Origin of the sequence: Palleronia abyssalis, from assembly GCF_900302445.1 — a bacterium.
Taxonomy (GTDB): Bacteria; Pseudomonadota; Alphaproteobacteria; order Rhodobacterales; family Rhodobacteraceae; genus Palleronia; species Palleronia abyssalis.
On the sequence record NZ_ONZF01000007.1, the window covers coordinates 22,184 to 43,397 of the forward strand.

The following is a 21,214-nucleotide window of genomic DNA, read 5'->3' on the forward strand; positions in this document are numbered from 1 at the left end:
TCCTCCCGACATCACCGACCAAGTGGCTTGCCGATCATGGGAAACGAGATGTGCAGATGTACCAGTATGACATCAACCTCAAAGGCCTTAGCGAGACCGAGGTTAGTGACGTTATGCCCCCCGAACGCGAGGTGCTGGTGACGTGGAAGTCCGAAGAGAACGATTTCTGCAGCTTCACGCCCAACGGCGCGGATGAGCCGTTGTTCTTTGACCCGTACCTTGGCCTCCTCGTCCGGCGCATCAAAGAATGGCACGAGGCGCGAGAGACATGAGCGAATGGATCGGCCCTCTGATCAGTGCCGTTGCCGTCATCGCTTCCGTGGTAGTCGGCGCATGGCTCTCTCGGAGCAGCGCGAGGCAGCAGGCACAGGCCGCCAGAGAAGAGAAGGCAGAGGATCGGCTCTGGCAGTTCCGTAAGGACGCCTACACCGCGATACTTGCCAAGCTTGCAGAAGCTGCACGCGAGCAGGAGCGCATTGCGACTGGATACCACGAGTCGGAGCATCCGGACGCATACGACGCGTCGAAGGATAGAAGGGAGAGAGACGCCGTGGTGTGGTCAGCATGGAGTGCTTGCCGGGAACAGTTCGAACGCAACCGCCTCGTGATCTCGCCCGAGTTCACTGAGGCCTTCAAAGCAATTAGAAAAGAGCTAGCTGCCATAGACGAAGATCAGTTACCACCCGTACTCGCTGACCAAATCGAAGAAGCGTTCTCAGGCGGTCACCGAAGATTGTTGTCGGTGGCCTTGGCGGAGATTCGACCGTCAGAACAGCGATAGCGCAGGTGGGTCGCGGTCTCAGGGACTTCGCCGGGCGGCGGTCTCGGCTACATCGCCCAGCCAGCTACGCTCAGGGCCACAACTGCCAAGATCACGCTCGTCGCAAGGGAAAGTAGAAGCTCACGCCTCACGTCGCCACCGCGTAACAACCGTATCAACAGGTTCGCGGGGCTCTTTCATAGGAGGGTGGGCAGAAAGGCCCCTACGACCGTCGCAGCCGCCAGAAAGTACAAGGTCAGGTCCTTGATCGTCATGCGTGCCTCCCGAGATCACTAAATCATGTTGAGTGATCTTTTCTTGCACGCATGCGGCGAGCACAACCTGTCCTTAAGATAGTATGGCGGGCGCATCGGTGCTTCCAAGTTCGGTGCTAGATGCCTCAACCTCTTTGCCCCACCCGGTGGGGTCACTGTCTCGGCGAGTTTGGGGAGCGGGTGTTTTGGCTGTGTGCCCTACCGATAGACCCACCCCTCTCCCTCGACCCATCGGAACTCTGTCACGATACTTGCCGCCGCTTCATCTAACAGGTCTGCCCACTCGGACAGAATGATCCGGTATCCGATGCGATCCTGCGCACGATAAGACGAAACGATGAGAGAAGCCGCGATCTCGTCGTCATCATCAAGCCACCAGTCACGTGCAAGGTTGTGGATCACCTGACTGCAAAGCTCTTTGATGGAAACATCGCGCGGCTGCGGATGCTCATAGTTTAACTCGACCGATCCCGGCAAATCCCGCCAAAAATTGCCAATCTCGGGAGCCGCCGCGACGAAGGTCTCGGCGCGCACAATCCTGTCGCAGAATTCATCCGTGAGCTTCCGATCCTCCATAAGCTTCCGCAGGACGAACGCCGAGTACAAGATCGCGCGCTCAAGGCTGAAGGGAACCTCGGAGTATCGGCATTCACAGCTTTCCCGGATCGTCACAGCGTGAAGGCGTAGCTCGGTCCGCCACGGGGCGCTTTCGTACATGCGGCTATCTCCCCAGACCATCGCAAGGGCGAGAATCTCTGTCCTCTCGATGACAGAGATTCTGTCCAGCAGCGGGTCCAACAACGGGTCCAGTAAGCTGATTCGATATCCAAGATTTCCGTTTCAGAACAGTTATTTACGAGATGGCGGAGGAGGTGGGATTCGAACCCACGGGACGCTTTCACGCCCAACGGTTTTCAAGACCGCCGCAATCGACCACTCTGCCACTCCTCCGGTCGGGAACCGTCTAGCGCGCGCGCTTTCGAAGGGGAAGCCCCGTGAGAGGGTCCGCCAACTGTGCGACGCATGCTTTTCATGGGCGGATCGCTGGACTATGCTTCGTCAAAAGGCCGCAAACGCGGTACACAGGCAATGATGGGGCGGTGAATGGCAAGACGATCGGGCAAATCGTACCGGCTCATATGCGTCGCGGTTGCGGCCTTGGGCGTTCTGAGCGGCTGCGTCGGCTCTGGAAGCGGCACGGCGGAAGAGGACGCCGTTCGGCCCTCTACGACGCAACGGCTCGTGGAACGCGATGTCGAGGCGCCGGAGGTCTTCCAGGCCATGGATCGCGGTGTATGGGACGGGCGCCCGTCCCTCGGAGGCGTATGGGTCGCGCATCCCGAGACCGACGATCCCGAACGGGTCATCATTCGCAACGAGGAGAATGGCCAGTTCGTGATCGGCGCCCTCTTCCGCCGGGAGCCCGGCTCGGTCGGGCCGACCGCTCAGGTCAGCTCGGACGCGGCCGAGGCCCTTGGCATGCTTGCGGGCACGCCGGCGATGCTCAACATCACCGCGCTGAGGCGTGAGGAAGCCCCCGGCGCAGCCCCTTCGGAGCCCGTCGCGGCACCTGCTGGATTGCCAGATGCGTCGCCTATAGCCGAGAGCGCTTTGGACGAGCCCCCCGTGATCGAATCCAGCGTCGATCCTGTCCCTGCGGCGCCCCCATCGTCCCTGGCCAAACCGTTCATCCAGATCGGTATCTTCAGCGAGGAACAGAATGCCCGGAACACCGCGACTTCCCTTGAGGGGATCGGGGCGGATCCGACAGTCAATCGTGAGGAGACCGCCGGAAAGGTCTTCTATCGCGTCGTCGTCGGGCCGGCGGCCTCGGAAGCTGCCCGTGCCGAACTGCTCACGAAAGTGAAAGGGCTCGGGTTCCAGGATGCCTATTTCGTTTCCGGGTGATACACCGCGAAAAGACCCATTCGGAGGACCCGTCATGATCCTGTTGCGCATCTTGGCACTTTGCCTTGCGACGCTTCTTGCCCTGCCCGCCGCTGCGTTCGAGACCAGTGCCCGGGCGGCCTATGTCTACGACGTCACGACCGATACCGTTCTACTGGACAAGCAGGCGGACGAACCGTTGCCCCCCGCGTCCATGTCTAAACTCATGACCCTGAACATGCTGTTCGAGGCCCTGAAGGACGGCCGGGTGGATATGGATACCCGCTTCGGCGTCTCGACCGAGGCGAAGGAAATGGGCGGGTCGACCATGTTCCTCAACGAGCGGGATCGCCCGACCGTCGAGGAACTGATCCAGGGAATCATCGTCATGTCCGGCAACGATGCCTGCGTCGTGGTGGCCGAAGGGCTGGCCGGGTCCGAAGCGGCGTTCGCCAGGCAGATGACGGAACGCGCCCGAGATCTGGGAATGATGAACTCGACATTCGCCAATGCCAGCGGATGGCCCCATCCCGACCAGCGGATGTCCATGCGTGATTTGGGCATCCTCGCCTCGCGCCTGATTCAGGAGTTCCCCGACCTTTACGGGTATTTCGCGCAGGAAGAATTTGCGTTCGATGATCGCGCCCCGCAAAACCGGTTCAACCGCAATCCCCTGTTGGGGCTCGGCATTGGCGCAGACGGCCTGAAGACCGGGCATACATCCGAAGCCGGGTACGGGCTTGTGGGCTCGGCGGCCCAAGGCGACCGGCGGATCGTTTTCGTGATCACGGGTCTCGACAGTGAACGTGCGCGTGCTGACGAGGCTGAGCGCATTGTCAATTGGGCTTTCCGCCAATTCGTCGAGAGGGACCTCGTGAATGAGGGCGAGGCAATCGCAACCGCGCAGGTCTGGATGGGCGAGCGTAGTTCCGTCGACCTCGTTACGGCGGAAGGACGCCGGATGCTGATCCCCGCACTGGAACAGGGCCAGATCAAAGCCGTCGCCTCCTACGCCGAGCCGTTGCGGGCCCCCATCGAAGCGGGACAAGAAGTTGGAACTCTGCTGATTTCGATCGAAGGTATGCCCGACAGCCGGATTCCGTTGATCGCCACCGAGGCTGTTCCAGAAGGCGGCTTCGTTCCCCGGATCAAGACAGCTGCGAACGTGCTTCTTGCAATGGCCATCGACCGCGCCTCCAATGGCGGCGACGCCCCCACCGAAGCAGAGTGACGGGTCTTTTCCTGAGCTTCGAGGGGATCGACGGCTCCGGCAAGTCCACGCAGGCGCGGCTTCTAGCTGATCACCTGAAGGCGGCCGGCCGGGACGTCGTCCTCACCCGAGAACCCGGTGGCTCCCCCGGCGCCGAAGAGATTCGACGCCTAGTCCTCGAAGGCGACCCGGATCGGTGGTCGGCCGAGACCGAGCTGCTGCTGTTCACGGCCGCCCGACGCGATCACTTGGAGCGGATCATCCTTCCGGGGATCGAGAGGGGCGCGGTTGTGATTTCCGACCGCTTCGCGGATTCTACCCGGGTCTATCAGGGCACCACACGCGGCGACCTGACCAAAACCGTCAATATCCTCCATGACGCGGTCATCGGGATCGAGCCTGACCGGACATTCCTGATCGACATCGACCCCGAACAGGGCCTGAGACGCGCCCTTTCCCGCCATGGACATGAAGAGCGGTTCGAAAGTTTCGGGGTCGAGATGCAGACCAGAATGCGCGCGGCCTTCCTGGGTTTGGCAGAGGCGCATCCTGACCGTATCGTCGTGATCGACGGCAATCATGCGCCCGAGGCGGTCGCCGCGTCGGTGCAGTCGGCCCTGCCCTGAGCATATCGGGATGAGCGAAGCCCCCCCCTATGAGCCGGATCGCGTCGACGGTGTCCCGCACCCACGCCATACCGCGCGCCTACTGGGCCAAGAGGCCGCCGAAGCCGAGGTTCTGGACGCCTGGACCCGCGACAAGGTGCATCACGCCTGGCTGCTGACCGGGCCGCGCGGGGTGGGAAAGGCCACACTTGCGTGGAAGATCGCCCGTTTCCTGATTGCTGCGCCCGACAGGGGGGGCATGTTCGGCGGGCCCGAAAATTTGGATATTCCCGACGATCACCCCGTGGCCGCGCGGGTCGCGGCACTTAGCGATCCGGGGCTGTTCCTGATGCGCCCCACCCTGTCACCGACGGGGACGGAGCGGCGCGATATCACGGTCGACGTGGCCCGGTCCCTCCGGGATTTCCTGCATCTGTCCGCCACCGACGGGGGCCAAAGGGTGGTGATCGTCGACTCGGCGGATCAACTGAACACCCAGGCCGCCAACGCGCTTCTGAAACTGGTGGAAGAGCCGCCCGCGCGCACGACGATCCTGCTAATCAGCCACGCCCCCGCCCGGCTGCTGCCGACGATCCGCTCTCGGTGCCGAGTCTTGGCCTGCAAACCTTTGTCGGGGCTAGACCTGACCACGGCGATTGCGAATGCCGGTCTCGAGCCGCAGATCGAGCCGGCCGCGCTGGCGCAATTGGCCTCCGGCTCGGTCGGGGAGGCGGCGCGCCTTTTGCAGGAGTACGGGCCGAAGCTCTATTCCGAACTCGTGGCGCTGGGACGATCGATCCCGGATATGGACCGCCCCCGACTTCTGGCCCTGACGAACGGCCTGGCCGGGGCGGGCGGGCGCACGAAACTCGACACTTTGTCCCGCCTGATCGACCTTTTCCTGTCCCGACTTGCCCGCCAAGGGGCCGGGGCGCCCCCTGAGGCCGAGGCGACGCCAGGCGAAGCCGAAGTCCTCTCCCACCTTGCCCCGACCCCGGCAGCGGGCCGCATCTGGGCCAATCTGGCGCAAGATGTCTCTGCCCGGATCGCACATGGGCGGGCGGTCAACCTTGACCCCTCTTCGCTGGTTCTAGATACGGGCCTCAAGATCAACGAGACGGGCCGCGAGATCCTGCGCGGCTAGGATATGCCGCAGATCACCGACAGCCATTGCCACCTCGACTTCCCGGACTTCGACAACGAACGGCCCGCTGTGGTCGCACGCGCGGTCGATGCCGGCGTCCACCGCATGGTTACCATATGCACCAAGCTCAAACAGGCCGACCGGGTCCGGGCCATCGCCGAAGCGCATCCCGAAGTGTGGTGGGCAGCCGGCACGCATCCGATGAGCGCGGGCGACGAGCCGATGACCTCGGTGGACGAGCTTCTTGCACTTTCCGAACATCACAAGATGGTCGGGATCGGGGAAACGGGTCTGGACTATCACTATACCGCCGAAACCCGCGATCTTCAGCAGCAAAGCCTGCGTATCCATATCGACGCCAGCCGGCAGTCCAACCTTCCGCTGATCATCCACGCGCGGGACGCCGACGAGGACATGGCCCGCATTCTGGAAGAAGAGCACGCGAAGGGTCCCTTCCCCTGCGTGATGCACTGCTTCTCGTCCGGGGCTGAGTTGGCGCGACATGCTTTGGATCTCGGTTTCTACCTCTCGATGTCGGGCATCACGGCATTCAAGAAATCATCCGATCTGCGGGCGATCTTCGCCGAAGCCCCGGTCGACCGCATCCTGGTCGAGACGGACAGCCCCTACCTCGCCCCCCCGCCCCATCGCGGCAAGCGTAACGAACCCGCGTATACCGCGCACACCGCGCGTGTGGGGGCAGAGACGGTGGGCATGTCCTTCGACGATTTCGCCCGGCAGACCGAAGAGAACTTCGAACGACTGTTCTGGAAGGCCGCATGAGCCTGCGCTTTACTATTCTCGGGTGCGGATCGTCAGGCGGGGTGCCCCGGCTGGGCGGGCATTGGGGGGAATGTGACCCCGCCAACCCCCGAAACCATAGGCGCAGATGCTCGATGCTGGTCGAACGCATCGGGTCGGACGGAGTCACCCGAGTGCTGATCGACGCCTCGCCCGATCTGCGAATGCAGCTTCTGGATGCGAAAGTCGGGACACTGGACGCGGTGGTGCTGACCCATCCCCATGCAGATCATTGCCACGGCCTGGACGATCTTCGGATGGTCGTCATGAACACCCGCGCGCGGCTGAAGATCTGGATGGACGACCGGACCGCAACTGATGTTTTGACGCGATTCTCCTACGTTTTCCAGACGCCTCCGGGGTCCGACTATCCGCCCATTCTTGACCGGCATACGATTGAAGGCCCGGTCGAGGTCGACGGCGCCGGGGGCAGTATCACCCTGCATCCCTTCGACGTACAACACGGCCGGATCGAAGCGCTGGGTTTCCGCATTGGCGGGCTGGCCTACTTGCCGGATGTCAACGAAATCCCGGAAAGCGTATGGCCGATGCTGCAGGATCTGGATATCTGGGTCGTCGATGCTCTGCGCCGCGCGCCGCATCCCAGCCACGCGCATCTGGATCAGACGCTCGACTGGATCCAACGTGCGGCACCGCGTCGGGCCGTTCTGACGAACATGCACAATGATCTGGACTACGAGGTCGTCCGTGCCGAAACACCCCGCCATATCGAGCCGGCCTATGACATGATGGTGCTGTCCCTGGACGACGCATGAGCGCCCTGGTCGACGTCATCCTGCCGGTCTTCATCCTGATCGGCGCTGGGTATGGCGCGGTCTGGTTGGGCTGGTTCTCGGACGCGGGCGTCGATGGTCTCATGAACTTCACGCAACGGTTCGCGATCCCGTGCCTGCTGTTTCGCGGAATCGTCGAGATCGACCTCGGCGCCGAGTTTTCGTGGCCATTGCTGCTGTCATTCTACCTCGGCGCGATTTCAGGCTTCACCGCGGGGCTCATCGGTGGACGTCTGTTCGGGCGGTCATGGGAAGATGCCGTGGCCATCGGGTTCTGCGGACTGTTCTCGAACTCGGTGCTGCTCGGCCTGCCGATCGCGGAACGTGCGTTCGGCACCGAGGCCTTGCGTTTCAACTACGCGATCATCGCCGTACATGCGCCATTCTGCTACCTCGTCGGCGTCACGGTGATGGAAATCGTCCGTGCCCGGGGCGAAGCCCTCGGCGGCCTGCCGCGCAAGGTGACGCGCGCGATGTTCCACAATGCCCTGGTGATCGGAATCGCGCTCGGGTTCATCGTCAACCTCAGCGGTGTATCCCTGCCGCGGGTCGTGGGCGACGCCGTCGATCTGATGGTACGGGCGGCGCTTCCGGCGGCGCTGTTTGGCTTGGGCGGTATCCTGTATCGCTACAAGCCCGAGGGTGACCTGAAGGTCATCGCCCTGATCTGCGGGGCATCCCTGGTCCTCCATCCGTCGGTGGCGTGGCTGGTCGGACAAGGTCTCGGACTTTCGGTGGGCCAACTCCGGGGCAGCGTGCTGACCGCTGCCATGGCGCCAGGCGTGAACACCTATATTTTCGCCAACATCTATGGCACGGCCCGCCGGTCAGCCGCGTCGGGCGTCCTGATCGGTACGATGGTATCACTGCTGTCGGTCTGGGTCTGGCTACTGATCCTGCCTTAACCTGGCGACAAGCCTCGCATCTTCTCCGACCGGCGGCGGAGTAATTCGACACCAGTCAAAAGCATGATCGACAGGATAACGAGGATCGTCGCCACCGCCAGGATCGTCGGTGAGATCTGTTCCCTCAGACCGATGAACATCTGCCACGGCAAGGTCTTCTGACCGGCGGAACCGACGAACAACACCACCACAACCTCGTCGAAGGACGTGATGAACGCGAACAAGCCGCCCGAGATCACGCCAGGCAGGATAAGCGGCATCTGCACCTTGAAGAAGGTGCGCACCGGACCCGCTCCCAGGTTCGCAGAGGCCCGCGTCAATGAGCGATCGAACCCCACAAGAGTCGCCGTGACCGTGATAATGACGAACGGAATACCCAGGGCGGCATGGGCAAGAACCACACCCCAATAGGTCCCCTGCATGCCGAGGCGCGAATAGAAGAAGTACATCCCCGCGGCCGAGATGATCAGGGGCACGATCATGGGCGATATGAGGATCGCCATGATTGCGCGACGGAAGGGGACGTGGCTTTGCGACAATCCCACCGCCGCCAACGTGCCGAGCGCCACCGAGATCAGCGTCGCCACGGGGGCGATCTTGATCGAGTTCCACATCGCCGCCTGCCACTGCGAATTGGTGAAGAAATCTTCATAGTGGCGCAGCGAGTAGGCGTCAGGATCGAAAGCCAACATCCCGGGCGTGAACGTGAAGAAGTTTTCGGCGTTGAACGACAGCGGGATGATCGTGAGGATCGGCGCGATCAGGAAGAAGAAGATCAGGCCACAAATCACCAGAAACGTGTAGTGCCAGACCCGTTGGCCGAGCGTCGCATAAGGGGGCAGTTCCATATCGGTCTCCTTAGCCGAGGCTCACGTTGTCGATGCCGACGATGCGGTCGTACAGGTAGTAAAGCAGCAGAACGAAGGCGAGCAGGATTGACCCGAGCGCAGCCGCCAGGCCCCAGTTCAGCGAGGTCGAGATATGATAGGCGATCCGGTTCGAGATAAAGGTACCGGTCGTGCCGCCGACGATCTCGGGCGTGATGTAGTAGCCGATGGACAAAATGAAGACGAGGATCGACCCCGCCCCGATCCCGGGGATCGATTGCGGGAAATAGACCCGCCAGAAGGCCGTCCAGTTCGTCGCGCCTAGTGACTTCGCCGCGCGGACGTAGTGTGGCGGGATCGTCTTCATGACCGAGTAGAGGGGCAGGATCATGAACGGCAGCAGGATATGAGTCATCGCGATGATCGTACCGGTCTGGTTGTTGATCAACTCCAGACGGTTGCCGTCTGCGACCAGCCCTATCCATACAAGGATATCGTTGATGACCCCCTGCTGCTGAAGCAGGACCTTCCACGCGCTGGTCCGGACCAGAAGCGACGTCCAGAACGGCAGCAGAACCAGGATGAGAAGAAGGTTCGAGGTTCGAAGCGGCAGGTTCGAAAGCAGGAACGCGATGGGATAGCCCAGAAGGATGCACGAGATCATGATCGTCATCGACATGAACATCGTGCGCTGGAATAGCAGCATGTAGATCTGCTGGTCTTCAGGTTGGGCCTCGATCCCTTGCGGCGTCAACTGCATGTCGATGGCCGACAGGAAGTATCCGGCCGTATACGGCGAGGAGAACGCTTCGATCGTTCCCCACACCTGGGGATCTGCCCAGTCTTCATCGATCTCTTCAACGAAGAAGTCCCTGACATTCATCTGTTCGAATGAAGCCGCAGCCTCGGCCGCGTTTGCTAGCAGGGCCTGAATGTCGCCGCCGTAAGCCCCCGCGTCGTAGCCGCCCGTCAGATCTTCGTAGAGTGCCTGGTAGACGATATTCCAGGGTTCTTCTTCGGTGGGACTGTCCTCATCCTCGGTTTGGATGATCGTCGCAAACTGGCTGAAAAGCCGGGCCGTTCGCGGCAGGGCCTGCTGAGCGGTCGGCGAGACCCGGAAACGGGGTTCAGGGGTCTCATCCTCGTCCTCTTGCGCCGCCCAAGCCTCGTGATTTTCGATCCAGGCTGGATCGGCCATAAGCGACATCCACGTCGACGGCTCTTCCCACGCCTCGTTCAGGTCAATGAATTGGTCGGCATAAATCTCCCCCAGATCGTCCACATCCCGCCCTGTCTGACGGAACAGCGAAGACACTCCGGTCGTCTCGTAATTGAGACGGGAACCAAGCCGCGTGTGGTTCTTCAGTTCGGAAGCCACCATGAGGTCGGCCCCCAGCGCCCGGAACGTCTGTTCGTCGGGGACGCCCTCGCCGTCCCAACGGTCGAGCTCCACCACGGTCCGGGGCAATGTCTGACTGACGATATCGTTCTCGACCGAGCGGAACAGCATATCGGCGATGGGGGCGATGAACGTCACCATGATGAAGATCAAAAGCGGCGCGATCAGGGCCAGCGCGCGCAGCTTCTGCGCCCTGAGCGATTTGGCCAGCGATGCCTTGAGCGGGGTGCCGTCGGCAGCAAGCATCGCGCCGCCGCTCTTCCCGGCGCGGTCGGCGTCGCGGATGGCGTTGTCGGGGGTCGCGCCGGTAAAGGCGTCCGGGCCGGTTGCGCTGCTCATTCCACGCCCTCCACAAGGATGATCGTGCTTTCGGCGCAGCGGCGACGGATATCCGCAACCGCCTGGTATTCGGGGTCGTTATAAGCGGCCTTGGCCGCCTCGTAGCTGTCGAACTCGATCACGACATGGCGGCCCATCGGGGCACCTTCGGGCGTCTCGGACTGACCGCCGCGGACGATAAAACGGGCGCCATGGCTTTCGAGGATCGGCGTGTCCTTCTGGACGTATTCTGGATACCCCTCGGGGTCCGTCACCTCGATATGGCCGATAATGTAGCCTTTGGGCATCGCGGATTTCCTGTCGGTCATTTGTCGGACAATGATCGGGCCTGGGCCGGCGCCGTGCCGGCTACGGGTCTCGCACTTGCCGCATTAGCGTCGGGACGGGCTGTCGGCCGTGGATCGGGGCGGGCAAAAAGCCCGCCCCGAACGTTTCGATTACTGCGAGAGCCACGCCTGGAAGCGGGCGTCCAGATCATCGCGGTAGTCGGCCCACCACTCGTAGTTCTGAACGAACGCGTTGGTCGCGTTCTCGGGGTTGGTCGGCATGTGCGGCGCCATGTCGATCCCGAGCTCGGCGTGCTCCCCGACCATCGGGGCCGAGCTTGCACGGGCCGGACCGTAGGAGATGTACTTGGCCTGATCCGCCAGACGCTGGGTATCCGTGGCGAACCACAGGAAGTCCTTCACGCGGTTCAGCTGCTCGTCCTCGAGCCCGGCGGGGATGATCCAGCCGTCAAGGTCATAGGACTGCGCGTCCCACATCATTTCGACCGGCTGGTCCTGCTCTTCGATGAGCGAGAAGAGACGGCCGTTATAGGTCGAACCGAACACGACTTCGCCGTCGGCCAGAAGCTGCGGCGTGTCAGCGCCCGAGGTCCACCACACGGTGTCGTCCTTGATCTCATCAAGCTTGGCGAGCGCGCGATCGACACCTTCGTCGGTCTCGAGCACGTCATAGACGTCATCCATCGCGACGCCGTCGCAGATCAGCGCCCATTCGAGGTTGTTGTGCGGACGACGCTCGAGCGCACGCTGGCCCGGGAACGTCTCGGTGTCAAAGATGTCGCAGATCTCGGACGGCGTCTCGCCGTTCCATTCGTCCACGTCGGTGCGGTAGCCGAAGGTGTAGGAATACGCGATCTGCGGGATGAAGCAGTCGGCGACCAGCATGTCCTCGCCGAAATCCTCCGAGGCCGGGGTGCCGTCGGGCGCCGGGGCCGCAATTTCGTCGATGTCGACTTCCATCGCGATGCCTTCGTCGCACAGACGCATGGCGTCGGCGGCGGTGACATCCACGAGATCCCAGGTCAGGTTGTTGGCCTCGTTCATGGCGCGAAGCTGCGCGACGGCCTCGGCGGACGATTCATCCCACGTGATGTTCACGTCGGGATTCATCTCAAGATATGGCTCGACATAGGCCTTCAGCTGGCTTTCCTGATAGGCGCCGCCCCACGAGACGATCGTCATCTCGTCGGACATCGGCTCGCCCGCGACGGGGCTTTCGGTCATCTCGGCGTGCTGCTCTGCGAACGCACCGGTCGCGATGCACAGCGCGGCCGAGGTCAAAAGAGTGGACTTGAGTTTCACGGAAATTCTCCTTGTTAAGGTGCCCGTTAAGGTCGTTGCATCCTTCGCCCGCGGGCAGAGGTACGAAGGTTGGCCGCGCGATCAGTGGTCGAGCGCGCGGCAATCTTGTGGAAGCCAGCCGATCTTGACCTTGTCGCCGGGCGACAGGCGCTTCTGATCGGCCCGGTTTCGGGTCTTCACGATGAAATCGTCGCGGCCGGCCACGCGGAGGCGCGTGCGGAACACGTCCCCCATGTAGATGAATTCGAGGACTTCGGCATCGAGCGTATGAGATGTCTCACCAAGCTGGGGATCGAATTCCACCCGTTCGGGCCGGATCGACACCAGGGTCTTGTCCCCGGCCTTCTTCACGTTCACCGGCAGCGCGTCGATCTCCTCGCCGGTCCCGTCCAGGGTGACAACGCAGCGATCTTTGTCGAGCGTCTTGACCGTACCGCGCAAGGTGTTGTTTTCGCCGATGAACTGGGCGACGAAGCTGTTTTGCGGGGTTTCGTAAAGCGCGTCGGGCGTGGCTAGCTGCTGAATTCGCCCGTCGTCGAAGACCGCGACGCGATCCGACATGGTCAACGCCTCGGTCTGGTCGTGGGTCACATAGACCACGGTAATGCCCAGATCGTGGGCCAGGCGCGTGATCTCGAATTGCAACGTCTCGCGCAGCTGCTTGTCCAGAGCGCCGAGCGGTTCGTCCATCAGGACGAGCTCGGGCTCGAATACCAAGGCACGGGCCAGTGCGATGCGCTGCTGCTGCCCGCCTGACAGCTGGGCGGGACGGCGGCCGACAAAATCGCCCATCTGAACCATGTCCAGTGCGCGCTTGATCTTGGTTTCACGCTCGGACTTGCCGATCTTGCGGACCTCTAGCGGAAACGACAAATTCTCGCCCACGGTCATGTGGGGGAACAAGGCATAATTCTGGAACACCATGCCGATGCCGCGCTTGTGGGGCGGGATGTTGTTGATCTCCCGCCCGTCGAGCCGGATCTCGCCATGCGTCGCCGTCTCGAACCCCGCGAGCATCATCAGGCAGGTCGTCTTGCCCGACCCCGATGGTCCGAGCATCGTCAGAAACTCGCCCTTTCCGATGCTGAGGTTCAGATCCTTCACGACGAGCGTTTCCCCGTCATAGCTTTTTTGCACACGATCGAATGATACGAACGCCTGGTCGCTTCTGGTGTCCAGCACCTTGGTCTCCCCATTTGCCGCTTGGCGCGGTCGTTGCGGTGGAAGAAAGCAAACGGGTGGACGGTTTGCAAGTAAACTCACGGCAATTGAACAAATTCGATATGTCTTAGGACGTCCGGCATCGCACAGTTTCCGGTCAGTTTGCCTGCTGTAGCGGCAAAGACCGCACGTCGAAATCGCAAATCACGCGCTGAGGCGCCGATCCGTTGCGACCAGAAGCCCATGAAGTGTTTCGACCAGACTGGTAGCCTCGATCGGCTTGGGCAGGACGGCGTCCGCCCCCCAGATATCGCAGTCCTGGACGGCGGAGACGACCAGAATGACGAGGTTCGCCCGGCGCTTGTCGGCCCGCAGATGTTCGATGACCTGGTGTCCGGATTTGCGGGGCATGTGCATATCTAGAAGGATCGCATCGACCGACGTCCGACCCAGTATATCGAGGGCCTGCTGACCGTCCTGGGCGTCGATCACGGTGGCGCCCGCACGTTGGAGGAAGCCGCGTGCAATGGTGCGGTTGACCTTGTGGTCGTCGGCAAGCAGGATGACTTTCCCCGCCAGAAGCCCCCCCCAATCCGAAGGTATCCGGGGGATTGAAGGCGCTGCGCATTCAGCGATGGGAAGAGTCACCGTGAACTTGGCGCCGACGTCCATCTCGGCGGAAGAAGAGGCCTTGATATCACCACCCATCGCCAACGCGAGGCCCTTCGAGATCGCGAGTCCCAGCCCCGTACCCATTCCAGAGCGCGAAGCCGAGTCGTCCAGTTGTTGGAACGGCTGGAACAATGTGGCAATCTGCCCTTCATCGATCCCCGGCCCGGCATCCTCGACTGAAAATACGAGCTTGTCGTTCTGGGCCTCAAGGGCCAGAGACACCGTTCCGTGGCGCGGCGTGTGTTTGATTGCGTTGCTAAGAAGGTTCGACAGGATCTGTCGCAAACGAAGCTCGTCGAGCCGAACCCAAACGGGCAGTCCGGGGGCAACCCGCTCAGTTACCTCCACTTTCTTCGCTCGGGCGGCGTCCGCATGCAGACGAACGACACCTTCGACCGCACTGCGAAGCTCGCACGGGGCTGGCGAGATAGTGAACTTCCCCTCGGCCAGTTTGGCTTGATCGAGAAGGTCGGTTAGCAGGTTCGACATATCGTTGGCCGAGGACTTCAGGATTTGCGCCCGCTCGCGCCCCCTGTCATCGGCGGCCTCGATCTCGGCCAACTGCGCGACGCCGAGGATTCCGTTCAGGGGCGTGCGCAACTCATGCCCGATGACGCTGAAGAAGCGCTCTTTCGTGCGTGTCGCCTCGATCGCGTCGCGTCGGGCCGCGTGCAGCGCGGCTGACCTTCTGAGCATCAAGATGAACGTGGCCCCGCCGTATACCAGAGCGATGCAGATCGTCACCATGATCAGGGGGGCATCCACCAGGCCGCTGTTCGACCGCATCCACATCACCACCAAGCCGCTAAGCGCCACGAACACCGGCATGACCGATACTAGAAGGACCATTGTCTTGTCGGTCCGCACCATCAGGCAATTGAAGACGAGAATCAGGAGAATGACGGCGCTAAGGAAGTAAGTCTGCTCGGGATGCTTCAGAACATTGTCGATGAGAACGGCCGAAATACTGACGGACTGGAGGAAAAGCGACGTGCAGTAGATGTAGAATTTTCTCGAGGTCGGGCGGCGGCGCAGTGATGTTTCCAACGGAATGGTCAGAAAATCGAGTGCCAGGTTCACCAGGATAAGTGTCAGCGTTGTAGGCCGAAGATGTGACCAGATAGTCCAAGCGAGCATCGCGATGAGGATGACCAAGATCCGCCAAGGCCGATCCGCCCGGATACGGGTAATCTGCTCTTGTAGAGCCATGTCCTTTGGGGCGGCCAACGTCATGACTGCATGGCTAGCCGCGATGCATTACCGCTGGCTTAAGACCGAAAATTTTCCCTAAAGACCCGGGCCGGGAATGGTGCGGTCGAGAGGACTTGAACCTCCACGGGTGTTACCCCACAGCGACCTCAACGCTGCGCGTCTACCATTCCGCCACGACCGCATTCCCGACCGGGTGGCGGCCGTTTATCGAAGAGCTTCCGAGATGGAAAGCGGTTTTTTCGCGCCCTCGCGCAGTGTAGAGCATACCGGCGACGCGGGAAACGGCACGGCGCAACGACGGGGGACTGGCATGGTTGAATGGCGCATCGAGGAGGCCCCAGTGCCCTACGAGGTTGCCGTCGCCGCGATGGAGGACCGCGCCGCGGCGATCCGGGCCGGCACCGCGCCCGAGCTGATCTGGCTGCTGGAACACCCGCCCCTTTATACCGCGGGAACCTCGGCGCGCAGCGCGGACCTGGTCGATCCCGACCGTTTCCCGGTCTTTCCCACCCGTCGGGGCGGGCAATACACGTATCACGGGCCCGGCCAGCGCGTGGTCTATGTTATGCTGGACGTAGCCGGGCGCGGGCGCGATGTCCGTCGCTTCGTCGCCCAGATGGAGGCATGGGTGATCGCCACGCTGGACCGGTTCAACGTGAAGGGCGAGATCCGCGAGGGGCGCGTCGGCGTCTGGGTGGTGCGTCCTGAGAAGGCCCCGGGGCCGGACGGGGCCCCGCGGGAAGAGAAGATCGCGGCCATCGGTGTGCGGCTGAAGAAATGGGTTTCCATGCACGGGCTGTCGATAAATGTCGAACCCGACCTGAGCCATTTTGACGGGATCGTGCCCTGCGGGATCACCGACCACGGTGTCACCAGCCTGGTCGACCTTGGCCTGCCGGTCACCCTGGAGGATGTCGACACCGCCCTTCGCCAGACCTTCGACGAGGTATTCGGGAACTGACGACCGCCGTAACGGGCCGCCCGGGAGCGGCCCGTTACGGGGATCCGGGATAAGGCTGGCCTGGCCTCAGGACGGCTGGCTGCCGGCCTCGAGCGCGTCGAGACGGGCCTTCAGGGCCTCGTTCTCCTCGCGGGCCTTCTGAGCCATCGCGCGCACCGCGTCGAATTCCTCTCGCGTGACGAAGTCGCGGTCGGCCAGCCACCGGTCGATCATGCCCTTCATGGCGGTCTCGGCCTCGGACCGGGCGCCCTGGGCGACGCCCATGGCGTTGGTCATGAGCTGGCTGAGGTCGTCGAACATCTTGCTGCGCGTCTGCATGGGATCCTCCTGTCGCGTTGGGTCCGATATGGGCCGGGTGGTCCGCATTCTCAAGGTTGACTTCCCCCGGCGCGGCCCGCTTTGTCGCGCCATGTTGATGGCCATTCCCTTCCCTGACATCCGCCCCGAGATCTTTTCGATCGACATCGGCGGCTTCACCCTGGCGCTTCGCTGGTACGCGTTGGCCTATATCGTGGGCATTCTGCTGGGGTGGCGGCTGGCGACCATGGCGGCCGTGCGGCCCGCCTTGTGGCCCGAGAACCGCTCCCCCTTCACCGCGAAGGATGTCGAGGATCTGATGACTGCCATCATCCTAGGAATCCTGATCGGCGGGCGTTTAGGCTTCGTCCTGTTCTATCAACCCGCCTACTATCTGGCGAACCCGCTGGAGATTGTCGCGATCTGGCAAGGCGGAATGTCGTTCCACGGCGGGATGCTTGGCGTGACGGCGGGCGGTTTGATCTTCGCTATACGCAAGAACATCCCGTTGTTCTCGATGCTGGACCTCATGGCACTGGGGACGCCGCCGGGGCTGCTACTGGGTCGGATCGCCAATTTCATCAATGCCGAGCTGTGGGGGCGCCCGACGGACCTTCCCTGGGGCGTGATCTTTCCCGGCGCTGCCGCGCAGGACTGTCCCGGGGTCGAGGGCCTCTGCGCACGTCACCCTTCGCAGCTCTACGAGGCGGCGTTGGAAGGAGCCCTTCTGGGGGGGCTTCTGATCGTTTTAGCCTTCCGGCGCGGTTGGCTAAAGCGGCCGGGGCAACTGACCGGCGTGTTCCTCGTCGGCTATGCGATCGCACGTATCCTGGTCGAGCTGGTGCGCCAGGCCGATGCGCAATTCGTCACGCCGGGCAATCCCATGGGTTATGTCGTTCAGATCGGCTCGGCCGGCCTGTCCATGGGCCAGCTTCTGTCGCTGCCAATGCTGGCCATCGGGGTGGGCCTGATCCTGCGGGCTCGAACCCGCACATGACGATCCTTGCCAATCTCATCAAACGCCAGATCGCCGCGACCGGACCGGTTTCGGTCGCGGAATACATGACGACCTGCCTGCTGCACCCCACCCATGGATACTACACGACCCGCGACCCGCTGGGCGCGGCGGGCGACTTCATCACCGCGCCCGAAATCAGCCAGATGTTCGGCGAGCTGGTAGGCCTGGCGCTGGCCCAAGCCTGGATCGACCGGGGCCGCCCTGCCCCCTTTACCCTCGCCGAGCTTGGCCCCGGGCGCGGTACACTGATGGCCGATGCCCTGCGCGCCGCCAGCCGGGTTCCGGGGTTCGTCGAGGCGGCGCGGCTGGTGTTGGTCGAGGTTTCGCTTCCGTTGCGAGCGATTCAGGCAGAGGTGCTGACGGCGTTCACCCCGCTCTTCCGCGACACCGTGGAAGACTTGCCCGACGACGGCCCCTTGTTCCTGGTGGCGAACGAGTTTCTCGATGCCCTTCCCGTCCGCCAGTTCCTGCGCGACGGCGATCTGTGGCGCGAGAGGTTGGTGACGGTCCAGGACGGAGCGCTGGCCTTCGGGAAGTCCGACGCGCTGCCACTCGCGAACCTCGCCCATCGCCTGGAGGACACCGCCGACGGGGACATGGTCGCCGTTTCGGGCGCCGCGACCGCACTGGCCGAACAGATCGGGCACCGGATCGCGGATCGGGGCGGCGCGGCGTTGTTGTTCGATTATGGCGATGATCTCGTCATCGGGGATACGTTCCAGGCCGTCAGATATCATGAAAAGGAAAGCCCGTTCGCCCATCCCGGCGCCGCCGACCTGACCTCGCACGTGGATTTCGGCGCGCTGGCGGCTGCAGCGCCCTGCAAGGCCAGCCAGGTTACCCCGCAGGGCATCTGGCTGGAGCGGCTGGGCATCACCGCACGGGCGCAGGCTTTGGCACGCCGTCTCGACGGACCTTCCCTTGAAACCCATATCGCCGCGCATCGCAGGTTGACCCATCCCGACGAGATGGGCCAGCTATTCAAGGTCATGGCCCTTTACGACGATGCCGGGCCGCCCCCTGGACTGGAGGCTCGGACATGAGTGTTTCATACCTGACCTGCGATGTACTGGATATCGTTCCGCATGGCTTCTTCACCCGGCGCGGCGGGGCGTCTTCCGGGGTGTTTGCAGGGCTGAACTGCGGCACCGGGTCAAAGGATCAGGGCAACGTGGTCCGGATCAATCGCGCCCGTGCCACCGAGGCGATGGATGTCGCACCGGAGGCGCTGTTCACCGTGCCGCAGGTCCATTCGGCCCGCGTGGTCGAGGTCACGGACACGTTGCCCGAAGGAGACGCCGATGCGATGGTCACGACCCGAAAGGGCATTGCCCTGGGGATCCTGACAGCCGATTGCATGCCCGTCTTGCTGGCGGATTCCGAGGCCGGTGTCATCGGGGCACTGCACGCCGGTTGGAGGGGCGCCCGCGACGGCGTGATCGAGAACACGGTCGCCGCGATGGAGCGGCTCGGGGCGCGGCGGGACCGCATCGCGGCGGCGATCGGACCCTGCATCAGCCAGGCGAATTACGAGGTCGGACCAGAGCTTCTGGAAGAATTCATCATGGACGATCCCGAAGCGCCGCGTTTCTTCGCGCAAGGCAAGGGCGACAGGCTGCTGTTCAATCTGCCCGGATACGGGCTTCATGCCCTGCGCAAGGCCGGGGTCGGGGCGGCCGACTGGATCGGGCATTGCACCTATGCCGACGAAGGGCGCTTCTACTCTTACCGCCGGGCGACTCACCGGCGTGAGGCGGATTATGGGCGCCTGATCTCGATCATCCGGTCCGGCTGACGCCTTCCAAATTCCCGCCCGGAGCCACCAATCCGCCCAATTCCCCAGCGACAACAGTTCGACCGAGTGAGACGAACCGTTGCCTGTTGGAGGATTGGCCCATGACCACCCGTCGCTGGATCGCTTCGGCGATTGCCGAAGCCTCGAAACCCCTTCCGTCCCTTCCCGTGGCGGGCGGCTGCCCCGCAATTCGAATGGCGGAGTCCGCCTGAGATGGCCGGCGACATCACGCCGGGGGGCGTGTTTTCCACGGGCCAGCCCCCCTGGACCGTGAACAGCGCTGCACGTCCCGCCAAGGTCAAAGTTCTGCCGCCTTTGACCACGCGCTATCAGTTCTCTTGGCTGACCCCGGACGGTGGGGTCGAGGACGGCGTCCGGATGGGGCCCAGCACACCGCTGTTTACCGAGGCGTTTACCGCTTTTGCCCGCGGGACGCTGATCCAGACGACCACCGGACCCATCGCGATCGAGGATTTGCTGCCCGGTGACCGGATCGTCACCAGCGTCGGAGCGGCCACACTTCGCTGGAAAGGAAGCCGGGTCATCGCACCCTTGCACAAGGACATGCCCCTCCATCGCATCGCGTCCGAAGCGCTGGGACCGTCGCGCCCCCTTCCCGACCTTTTGGTGGGTCCAGCCGCGCGGATCGTGTCACGGCGTACGTCGTTGCGCGCGATGGTGGGTACCGACGCCGCGCTGGTGCCGGCCGCCTCGCTTGCCGACGACAATTCCGTCATTCGGATCCGACCGATATCGGCTATCCAGGTGTTCCACTTGGGATTCGCGCGTCACTCCATTTTCACCGCGAACGGAGTTGAAGTCGAAAGCGCGCACCCTGGGACCCTTTCGGACTCCCTGGGCCGGGAAATACGCAGTCTCTACCTGTCGATGTTCCCGCATCACGATAATCTGCCCGACTTCGGCGAGTTGGCGATGCCTCGACTTCGCGGCGAGGATCTCAGACGACTGACAGCACTCGCCTAGGCCGTGCGGGCGACCCGCTCTTCGAGGATATCGAACGGAACCCCGGGCGCTTCTTTCGCGGCCCGGATCACAAGGGACGTCTTCACGCTTCCGACATTCGGTGCGGTCAGCAGCTCCGAGGTCAGGAAGGACTGAAAGCTCGACAGATCGGGTGCCACGCACTTCAGGACGAAATCGACCTCCCCGTTCAGCATGTGGCACTCTCGGACGAGGGGCCAGTTCCGGCATCTTTCCTCGAACGCTGACAGATCGGCCTCGGCCTGGCTTTGCAGACCAACCATAGCAAAAACCTGCACCTCGAACCCCAGTTGCCGAACGTCAACCTGGGCATGATATCCGCGGATATACCCCTGCTCTTCCAGGGTTCGGACCCGGCGCAGGCACGGCGGGGCGGAAATGCCGACGCGCTTGGCCAACTCGACATTCGTCATTCGACCGTCGCGCTGCAGTTCCGCCAGAATTTTCCGGTCGATGGCGTCGAGTTTCTGTCCCGGCATTGCGTCCTCAGGGTGGTTTCGCGTCTCTTACGCCTCAATAACGGCACGCGCAATTATGTTTCGCAAATGCGCAATATTCTAC

General features: G+C 62.8%; 21 protein-coding genes, 2 tRNA genes and 2 pseudogenes. 14 read left to right on the forward strand and 11 right to left on the reverse strand.

Annotated features, from left to right (window positions below; translation table 11 throughout):
* The first annotated feature begins 56 nt into the window (after window positions 1-56).
* Window positions 57-272: a hypothetical protein gene (locus tag PAA8504_RS14250; RefSeq protein WP_108894871.1), complete on the forward strand. Its 216-nt coding sequence runs from the start codon at window positions 57-59 to the stop codon at window positions 270-272.
* Window positions 269-781: a hypothetical protein gene (locus PAA8504_RS14255; protein WP_108894872.1), complete on the forward strand. Its 513-nt coding sequence runs from the start codon at window positions 269-271 to the stop codon at window positions 779-781. Before PAA8504_RS14250 ends, PAA8504_RS14255 begins: the two co-directional genes overlap by 4 nt.
* Window positions 782-1,233: 452 nt before the next feature.
* On the opposite strand, the gene PAA8504_RS14260 is transcribed toward PAA8504_RS14255, so the two are convergent.
* Window positions 1,234-1,833 carry a hypothetical protein gene (locus PAA8504_RS14260; RefSeq protein WP_146190501.1) on the reverse strand — a complete coding sequence of 200 codons (600 nt, stop codon included), beginning with the start codon at window positions 1,831-1,833 and terminating at the stop codon, window positions 1,234-1,236.
* A 63-nt stretch (window positions 1,834-1,896) separates the two neighbouring features.
* Window positions 1,897-1,986: transfer RNA gene (locus PAA8504_RS14265), tRNA-Ser, on the reverse strand.
* 153 nt (window positions 1,987-2,139) lie between these two features.
* On the opposite strand from PAA8504_RS14265, the gene PAA8504_RS14270 reads away from it, so the two are divergent.
* From PAA8504_RS14270 to PAA8504_RS14300, 7 genes are read left to right on the forward strand one after another with little or no spacing between them, the layout of a single operon-like run.
* Window positions 2,140-2,943, forward strand: a complete 804-nt coding sequence (locus PAA8504_RS14270; RefSeq protein WP_108894874.1) for an SPOR domain-containing protein — start codon at window positions 2,140-2,142, stop codon at window positions 2,941-2,943.
* A gap of 34 nt (window positions 2,944-2,977) precedes the next feature.
* Window positions 2,978-4,153 carry a D-alanyl-D-alanine carboxypeptidase family protein gene (locus tag PAA8504_RS14275; protein WP_108894875.1) on the forward strand — a complete coding sequence of 392 codons (1,176 nt, stop codon included), beginning with the start codon at window positions 2,978-2,980 and terminating at the stop codon, window positions 4,151-4,153.
* Window positions 4,150-4,758: a dTMP kinase gene (gene tmk / locus PAA8504_RS14280; protein ID WP_108894876.1), complete on the forward strand. Its 609-nt coding sequence runs from the start codon at window positions 4,150-4,152 to the stop codon at window positions 4,756-4,758. Before PAA8504_RS14275 ends, tmk begins: the two co-directional genes overlap by 4 nt.
* A 10-nt stretch (window positions 4,759-4,768) precedes the next feature.
* On the forward strand, window positions 4,769-5,881 hold the full coding sequence (locus PAA8504_RS14285; protein ID WP_108894877.1) for a DNA polymerase III subunit delta': 1,113 nt from the start codon (window positions 4,769-4,771) through the stop codon (window positions 5,879-5,881).
* Window positions 5,882-5,884: 3 nt separating this feature from the next.
* Complete coding sequence (locus PAA8504_RS14290) at window positions 5,885-6,664, forward strand: TatD family hydrolase (RefSeq protein WP_108894878.1); 780 nt, start codon at window positions 5,885-5,887, stop codon at window positions 6,662-6,664.
* Window positions 6,661-7,458 (forward strand): MBL fold metallo-hydrolase, encoded by a 798-nt coding sequence (locus PAA8504_RS14295; protein WP_108894879.1) that lies wholly within the window; start codon window positions 6,661-6,663, stop codon window positions 7,456-7,458. Before PAA8504_RS14290 ends, PAA8504_RS14295 begins: the two co-directional genes overlap by 4 nt.
* Window positions 7,455-8,381 carry an AEC family transporter gene (locus tag PAA8504_RS14300; protein WP_108894880.1) on the forward strand — a complete coding sequence of 309 codons (927 nt, stop codon included), beginning with the start codon at window positions 7,455-7,457 and terminating at the stop codon, window positions 8,379-8,381. The genes PAA8504_RS14295 and PAA8504_RS14300 overlap by 4 nt, the downstream gene beginning before the upstream one ends.
* Here the strand turns inward: PAA8504_RS14300 and PAA8504_RS14305 are convergent.
* The 7 genes and pseudogenes from PAA8504_RS14305 to PAA8504_RS14335 form a co-directional block, all read right to left on the reverse strand.
* A pseudogene (locus tag PAA8504_RS14305) lies at window positions 8,378-9,229 on the reverse strand (ABC transporter permease); the annotation flags it as partial. The gene PAA8504_RS14300 and the pseudogene PAA8504_RS14305 overlap by 4 nt on opposite strands.
* A gap of 10 nt (window positions 9,230-9,239) precedes the next feature.
* Entirely contained in the window at window positions 9,240-10,946 is a 1,707-nt protein-coding gene (locus PAA8504_RS14310) for an ABC transporter permease (protein ID WP_108894882.1), read from the reverse strand.
* Window positions 10,943-11,233, reverse strand: coding sequence for a DUF1330 domain-containing protein (locus PAA8504_RS14315; RefSeq protein WP_108894883.1), 291 nt, complete (start codon window positions 11,231-11,233; stop codon window positions 10,943-10,945). The genes PAA8504_RS14310 and PAA8504_RS14315 overlap by 4 nt, the downstream gene beginning before the upstream one ends.
* A gap of 150 nt (window positions 11,234-11,383) precedes the next feature.
* Window positions 11,384-12,535 (reverse strand): extracellular solute-binding protein, encoded by a 1,152-nt coding sequence (locus tag PAA8504_RS14320; protein ID WP_108894884.1) that lies wholly within the window; start codon window positions 12,533-12,535, stop codon window positions 11,384-11,386.
* A gap of 81 nt (window positions 12,536-12,616) precedes the next feature.
* The gene (locus PAA8504_RS14325; protein ID WP_108894885.1) at window positions 12,617-13,717 is read right to left on the reverse strand and encodes an ABC transporter ATP-binding protein; all 1,101 of its coding nucleotides are present in this window, start codon (window positions 13,715-13,717) and stop codon (window positions 12,617-12,619) included.
* Window positions 13,718-13,900: 183 nt separating this feature from the next.
* A complete protein-coding gene (locus PAA8504_RS14330; protein WP_108894886.1) occupies window positions 13,901-15,601 on the reverse strand; it encodes a hybrid sensor histidine kinase/response regulator in 1,701 nt (566 codons plus the stop codon).
* A 74-nt stretch (window positions 15,602-15,675) separates the two neighbouring features.
* Window positions 15,676-15,761: transfer RNA gene (locus PAA8504_RS14335), tRNA-Leu, on the reverse strand.
* A gap of 123 nt (window positions 15,762-15,884) precedes the next feature.
* On the opposite strand from PAA8504_RS14335, the pseudogene lipB reads away from it, so the two are divergent.
* Window positions 15,885-16,541: pseudogene (lipB, locus tag PAA8504_RS14340) on the forward strand (lipoyl(octanoyl) transferase LipB); the annotation flags it as partial.
* A gap of 66 nt (window positions 16,542-16,607) precedes the next feature.
* Here the strand turns inward: lipB and PAA8504_RS14345 are convergent.
* A complete protein-coding gene (locus PAA8504_RS14345) occupies window positions 16,608-16,859 on the reverse strand; it encodes an accessory factor UbiK family protein (RefSeq protein WP_108894888.1) in 252 nt (83 codons plus the stop codon).
* A 91-nt stretch (window positions 16,860-16,950) separates the two neighbouring features.
* Here PAA8504_RS14345 and lgt point away from each other — a divergent pair, with 91 nt between their 5' ends.
* From lgt to PAA8504_RS14365, 4 genes are all read left to right on the forward strand, one after another.
* Window positions 16,951-17,835 carry a prolipoprotein diacylglyceryl transferase gene (gene lgt, locus PAA8504_RS14350; RefSeq protein WP_108895023.1) on the forward strand — a complete coding sequence of 295 codons (885 nt, stop codon included), beginning with the start codon at window positions 16,951-16,953 and terminating at the stop codon, window positions 17,833-17,835.
* Window positions 17,832-18,899, forward strand: coding sequence for a class I SAM-dependent methyltransferase (locus PAA8504_RS14355; RefSeq protein ID WP_108894889.1), 1,068 nt, complete (start codon window positions 17,832-17,834; stop codon window positions 18,897-18,899). The genes lgt and PAA8504_RS14355 overlap by 4 nt, the downstream gene beginning before the upstream one ends.
* Window positions 18,896-19,651, forward strand: a complete 756-nt coding sequence (pgeF, locus tag PAA8504_RS14360; RefSeq protein ID WP_108894890.1) for a peptidoglycan editing factor PgeF — start codon at window positions 18,896-18,898, stop codon at window positions 19,649-19,651. Before PAA8504_RS14355 ends, pgeF begins: the two co-directional genes overlap by 4 nt.
* 213 nt (window positions 19,652-19,864) lie before the next feature.
* Entirely contained in the window at window positions 19,865-20,635 is a 771-nt protein-coding gene (locus PAA8504_RS14365) for a Hint domain-containing protein (RefSeq protein ID WP_108894891.1), read from the forward strand.
* On the opposite strand, the gene PAA8504_RS14370 is transcribed toward PAA8504_RS14365, so the two are convergent.
* Window positions 20,632-21,132: an Lrp/AsnC family transcriptional regulator gene (locus tag PAA8504_RS14370; protein ID WP_108894892.1), complete on the reverse strand. Its 501-nt coding sequence runs from the start codon at window positions 21,130-21,132 to the stop codon at window positions 20,632-20,634. The genes PAA8504_RS14365 and PAA8504_RS14370 overlap by 4 nt on opposite strands.
* Window positions 21,133-21,214 lie beyond the last annotated feature (82 nt).

What these genes read in the sequence shown, in the direction of transcription:
- PAA8504_RS14250 (WP_108894871.1), top strand. Translation starts at nt 57, where the DNA reads ATGTACCAGTATGACATCAACCTCAAAGGCCTTAGCGAGACCGAGGTT.
- PAA8504_RS14255 (WP_108894872.1), top strand. Translation starts at nt 269, where the DNA reads ATGAGCGAATGGATCGGCCCTCTGATCAGTGCCGTTGCCGTCATCGCT.
- PAA8504_RS14270 (WP_108894874.1), top strand. Translation starts at nt 2,140, where the DNA reads ATGGCAAGACGATCGGGCAAATCGTACCGGCTCATATGCGTCGCGGTT.
- PAA8504_RS14275 (WP_108894875.1), top strand. Translation starts at nt 2,978, where the DNA reads ATGATCCTGTTGCGCATCTTGGCACTTTGCCTTGCGACGCTTCTTGCC.
- PAA8504_RS14285 (WP_108894877.1), top strand. Translation starts at nt 4,769, where the DNA reads ATGAGCGAAGCCCCCCCCTATGAGCCGGATCGCGTCGACGGTGTCCCG.
- PAA8504_RS14290 (WP_108894878.1), top strand. Translation starts at nt 5,885, where the DNA reads ATGCCGCAGATCACCGACAGCCATTGCCACCTCGACTTCCCGGACTTC.
- PAA8504_RS14295 (WP_108894879.1), top strand. Translation starts at nt 6,661, where the DNA reads ATGAGCCTGCGCTTTACTATTCTCGGGTGCGGATCGTCAGGCGGGGTG.
- PAA8504_RS14300 (WP_108894880.1), top strand. Translation starts at nt 7,455, where the DNA reads ATGAGCGCCCTGGTCGACGTCATCCTGCCGGTCTTCATCCTGATCGGC.
- PAA8504_RS14310 (WP_108894882.1), bottom strand. Translation starts at nt 10,946, where the DNA reads ATGAGCAGCGCAACCGGCCCGGACGCCTTTACCGGCGCGACCCCCGAC.
- PAA8504_RS14315 (WP_108894883.1), bottom strand. Translation starts at nt 11,233, where the DNA reads ATGCCCAAAGGCTACATTATCGGCCATATCGAGGTGACGGACCCCGAG.
- PAA8504_RS14330 (WP_108894886.1), bottom strand. Translation starts at nt 15,601, where the DNA reads ATGACGTTGGCCGCCCCAAAGGACATGGCTCTACAAGAGCAGATTACC.
- PAA8504_RS14345 (WP_108894888.1), bottom strand. Translation starts at nt 16,859, where the DNA reads ATGCAGACGCGCAGCAAGATGTTCGACGACCTCAGCCAGCTCATGACC.
- lgt (WP_108895023.1), top strand. Translation starts at nt 16,951, where the DNA reads ATGTTGATGGCCATTCCCTTCCCTGACATCCGCCCCGAGATCTTTTCG.
- PAA8504_RS14355 (WP_108894889.1), top strand. Translation starts at nt 17,832, where the DNA reads ATGACGATCCTTGCCAATCTCATCAAACGCCAGATCGCCGCGACCGGA.
- pgeF (WP_108894890.1), top strand. Translation starts at nt 18,896, where the DNA reads ATGAGTGTTTCATACCTGACCTGCGATGTACTGGATATCGTTCCGCAT.
- PAA8504_RS14365 (WP_108894891.1), top strand. Translation starts at nt 19,865, where the DNA reads ATGGCCGGCGACATCACGCCGGGGGGCGTGTTTTCCACGGGCCAGCCC.
- PAA8504_RS14370 (WP_108894892.1), bottom strand. Translation starts at nt 21,132, where the DNA reads ATGCCGGGACAGAAACTCGACGCCATCGACCGGAAAATTCTGGCGGAA.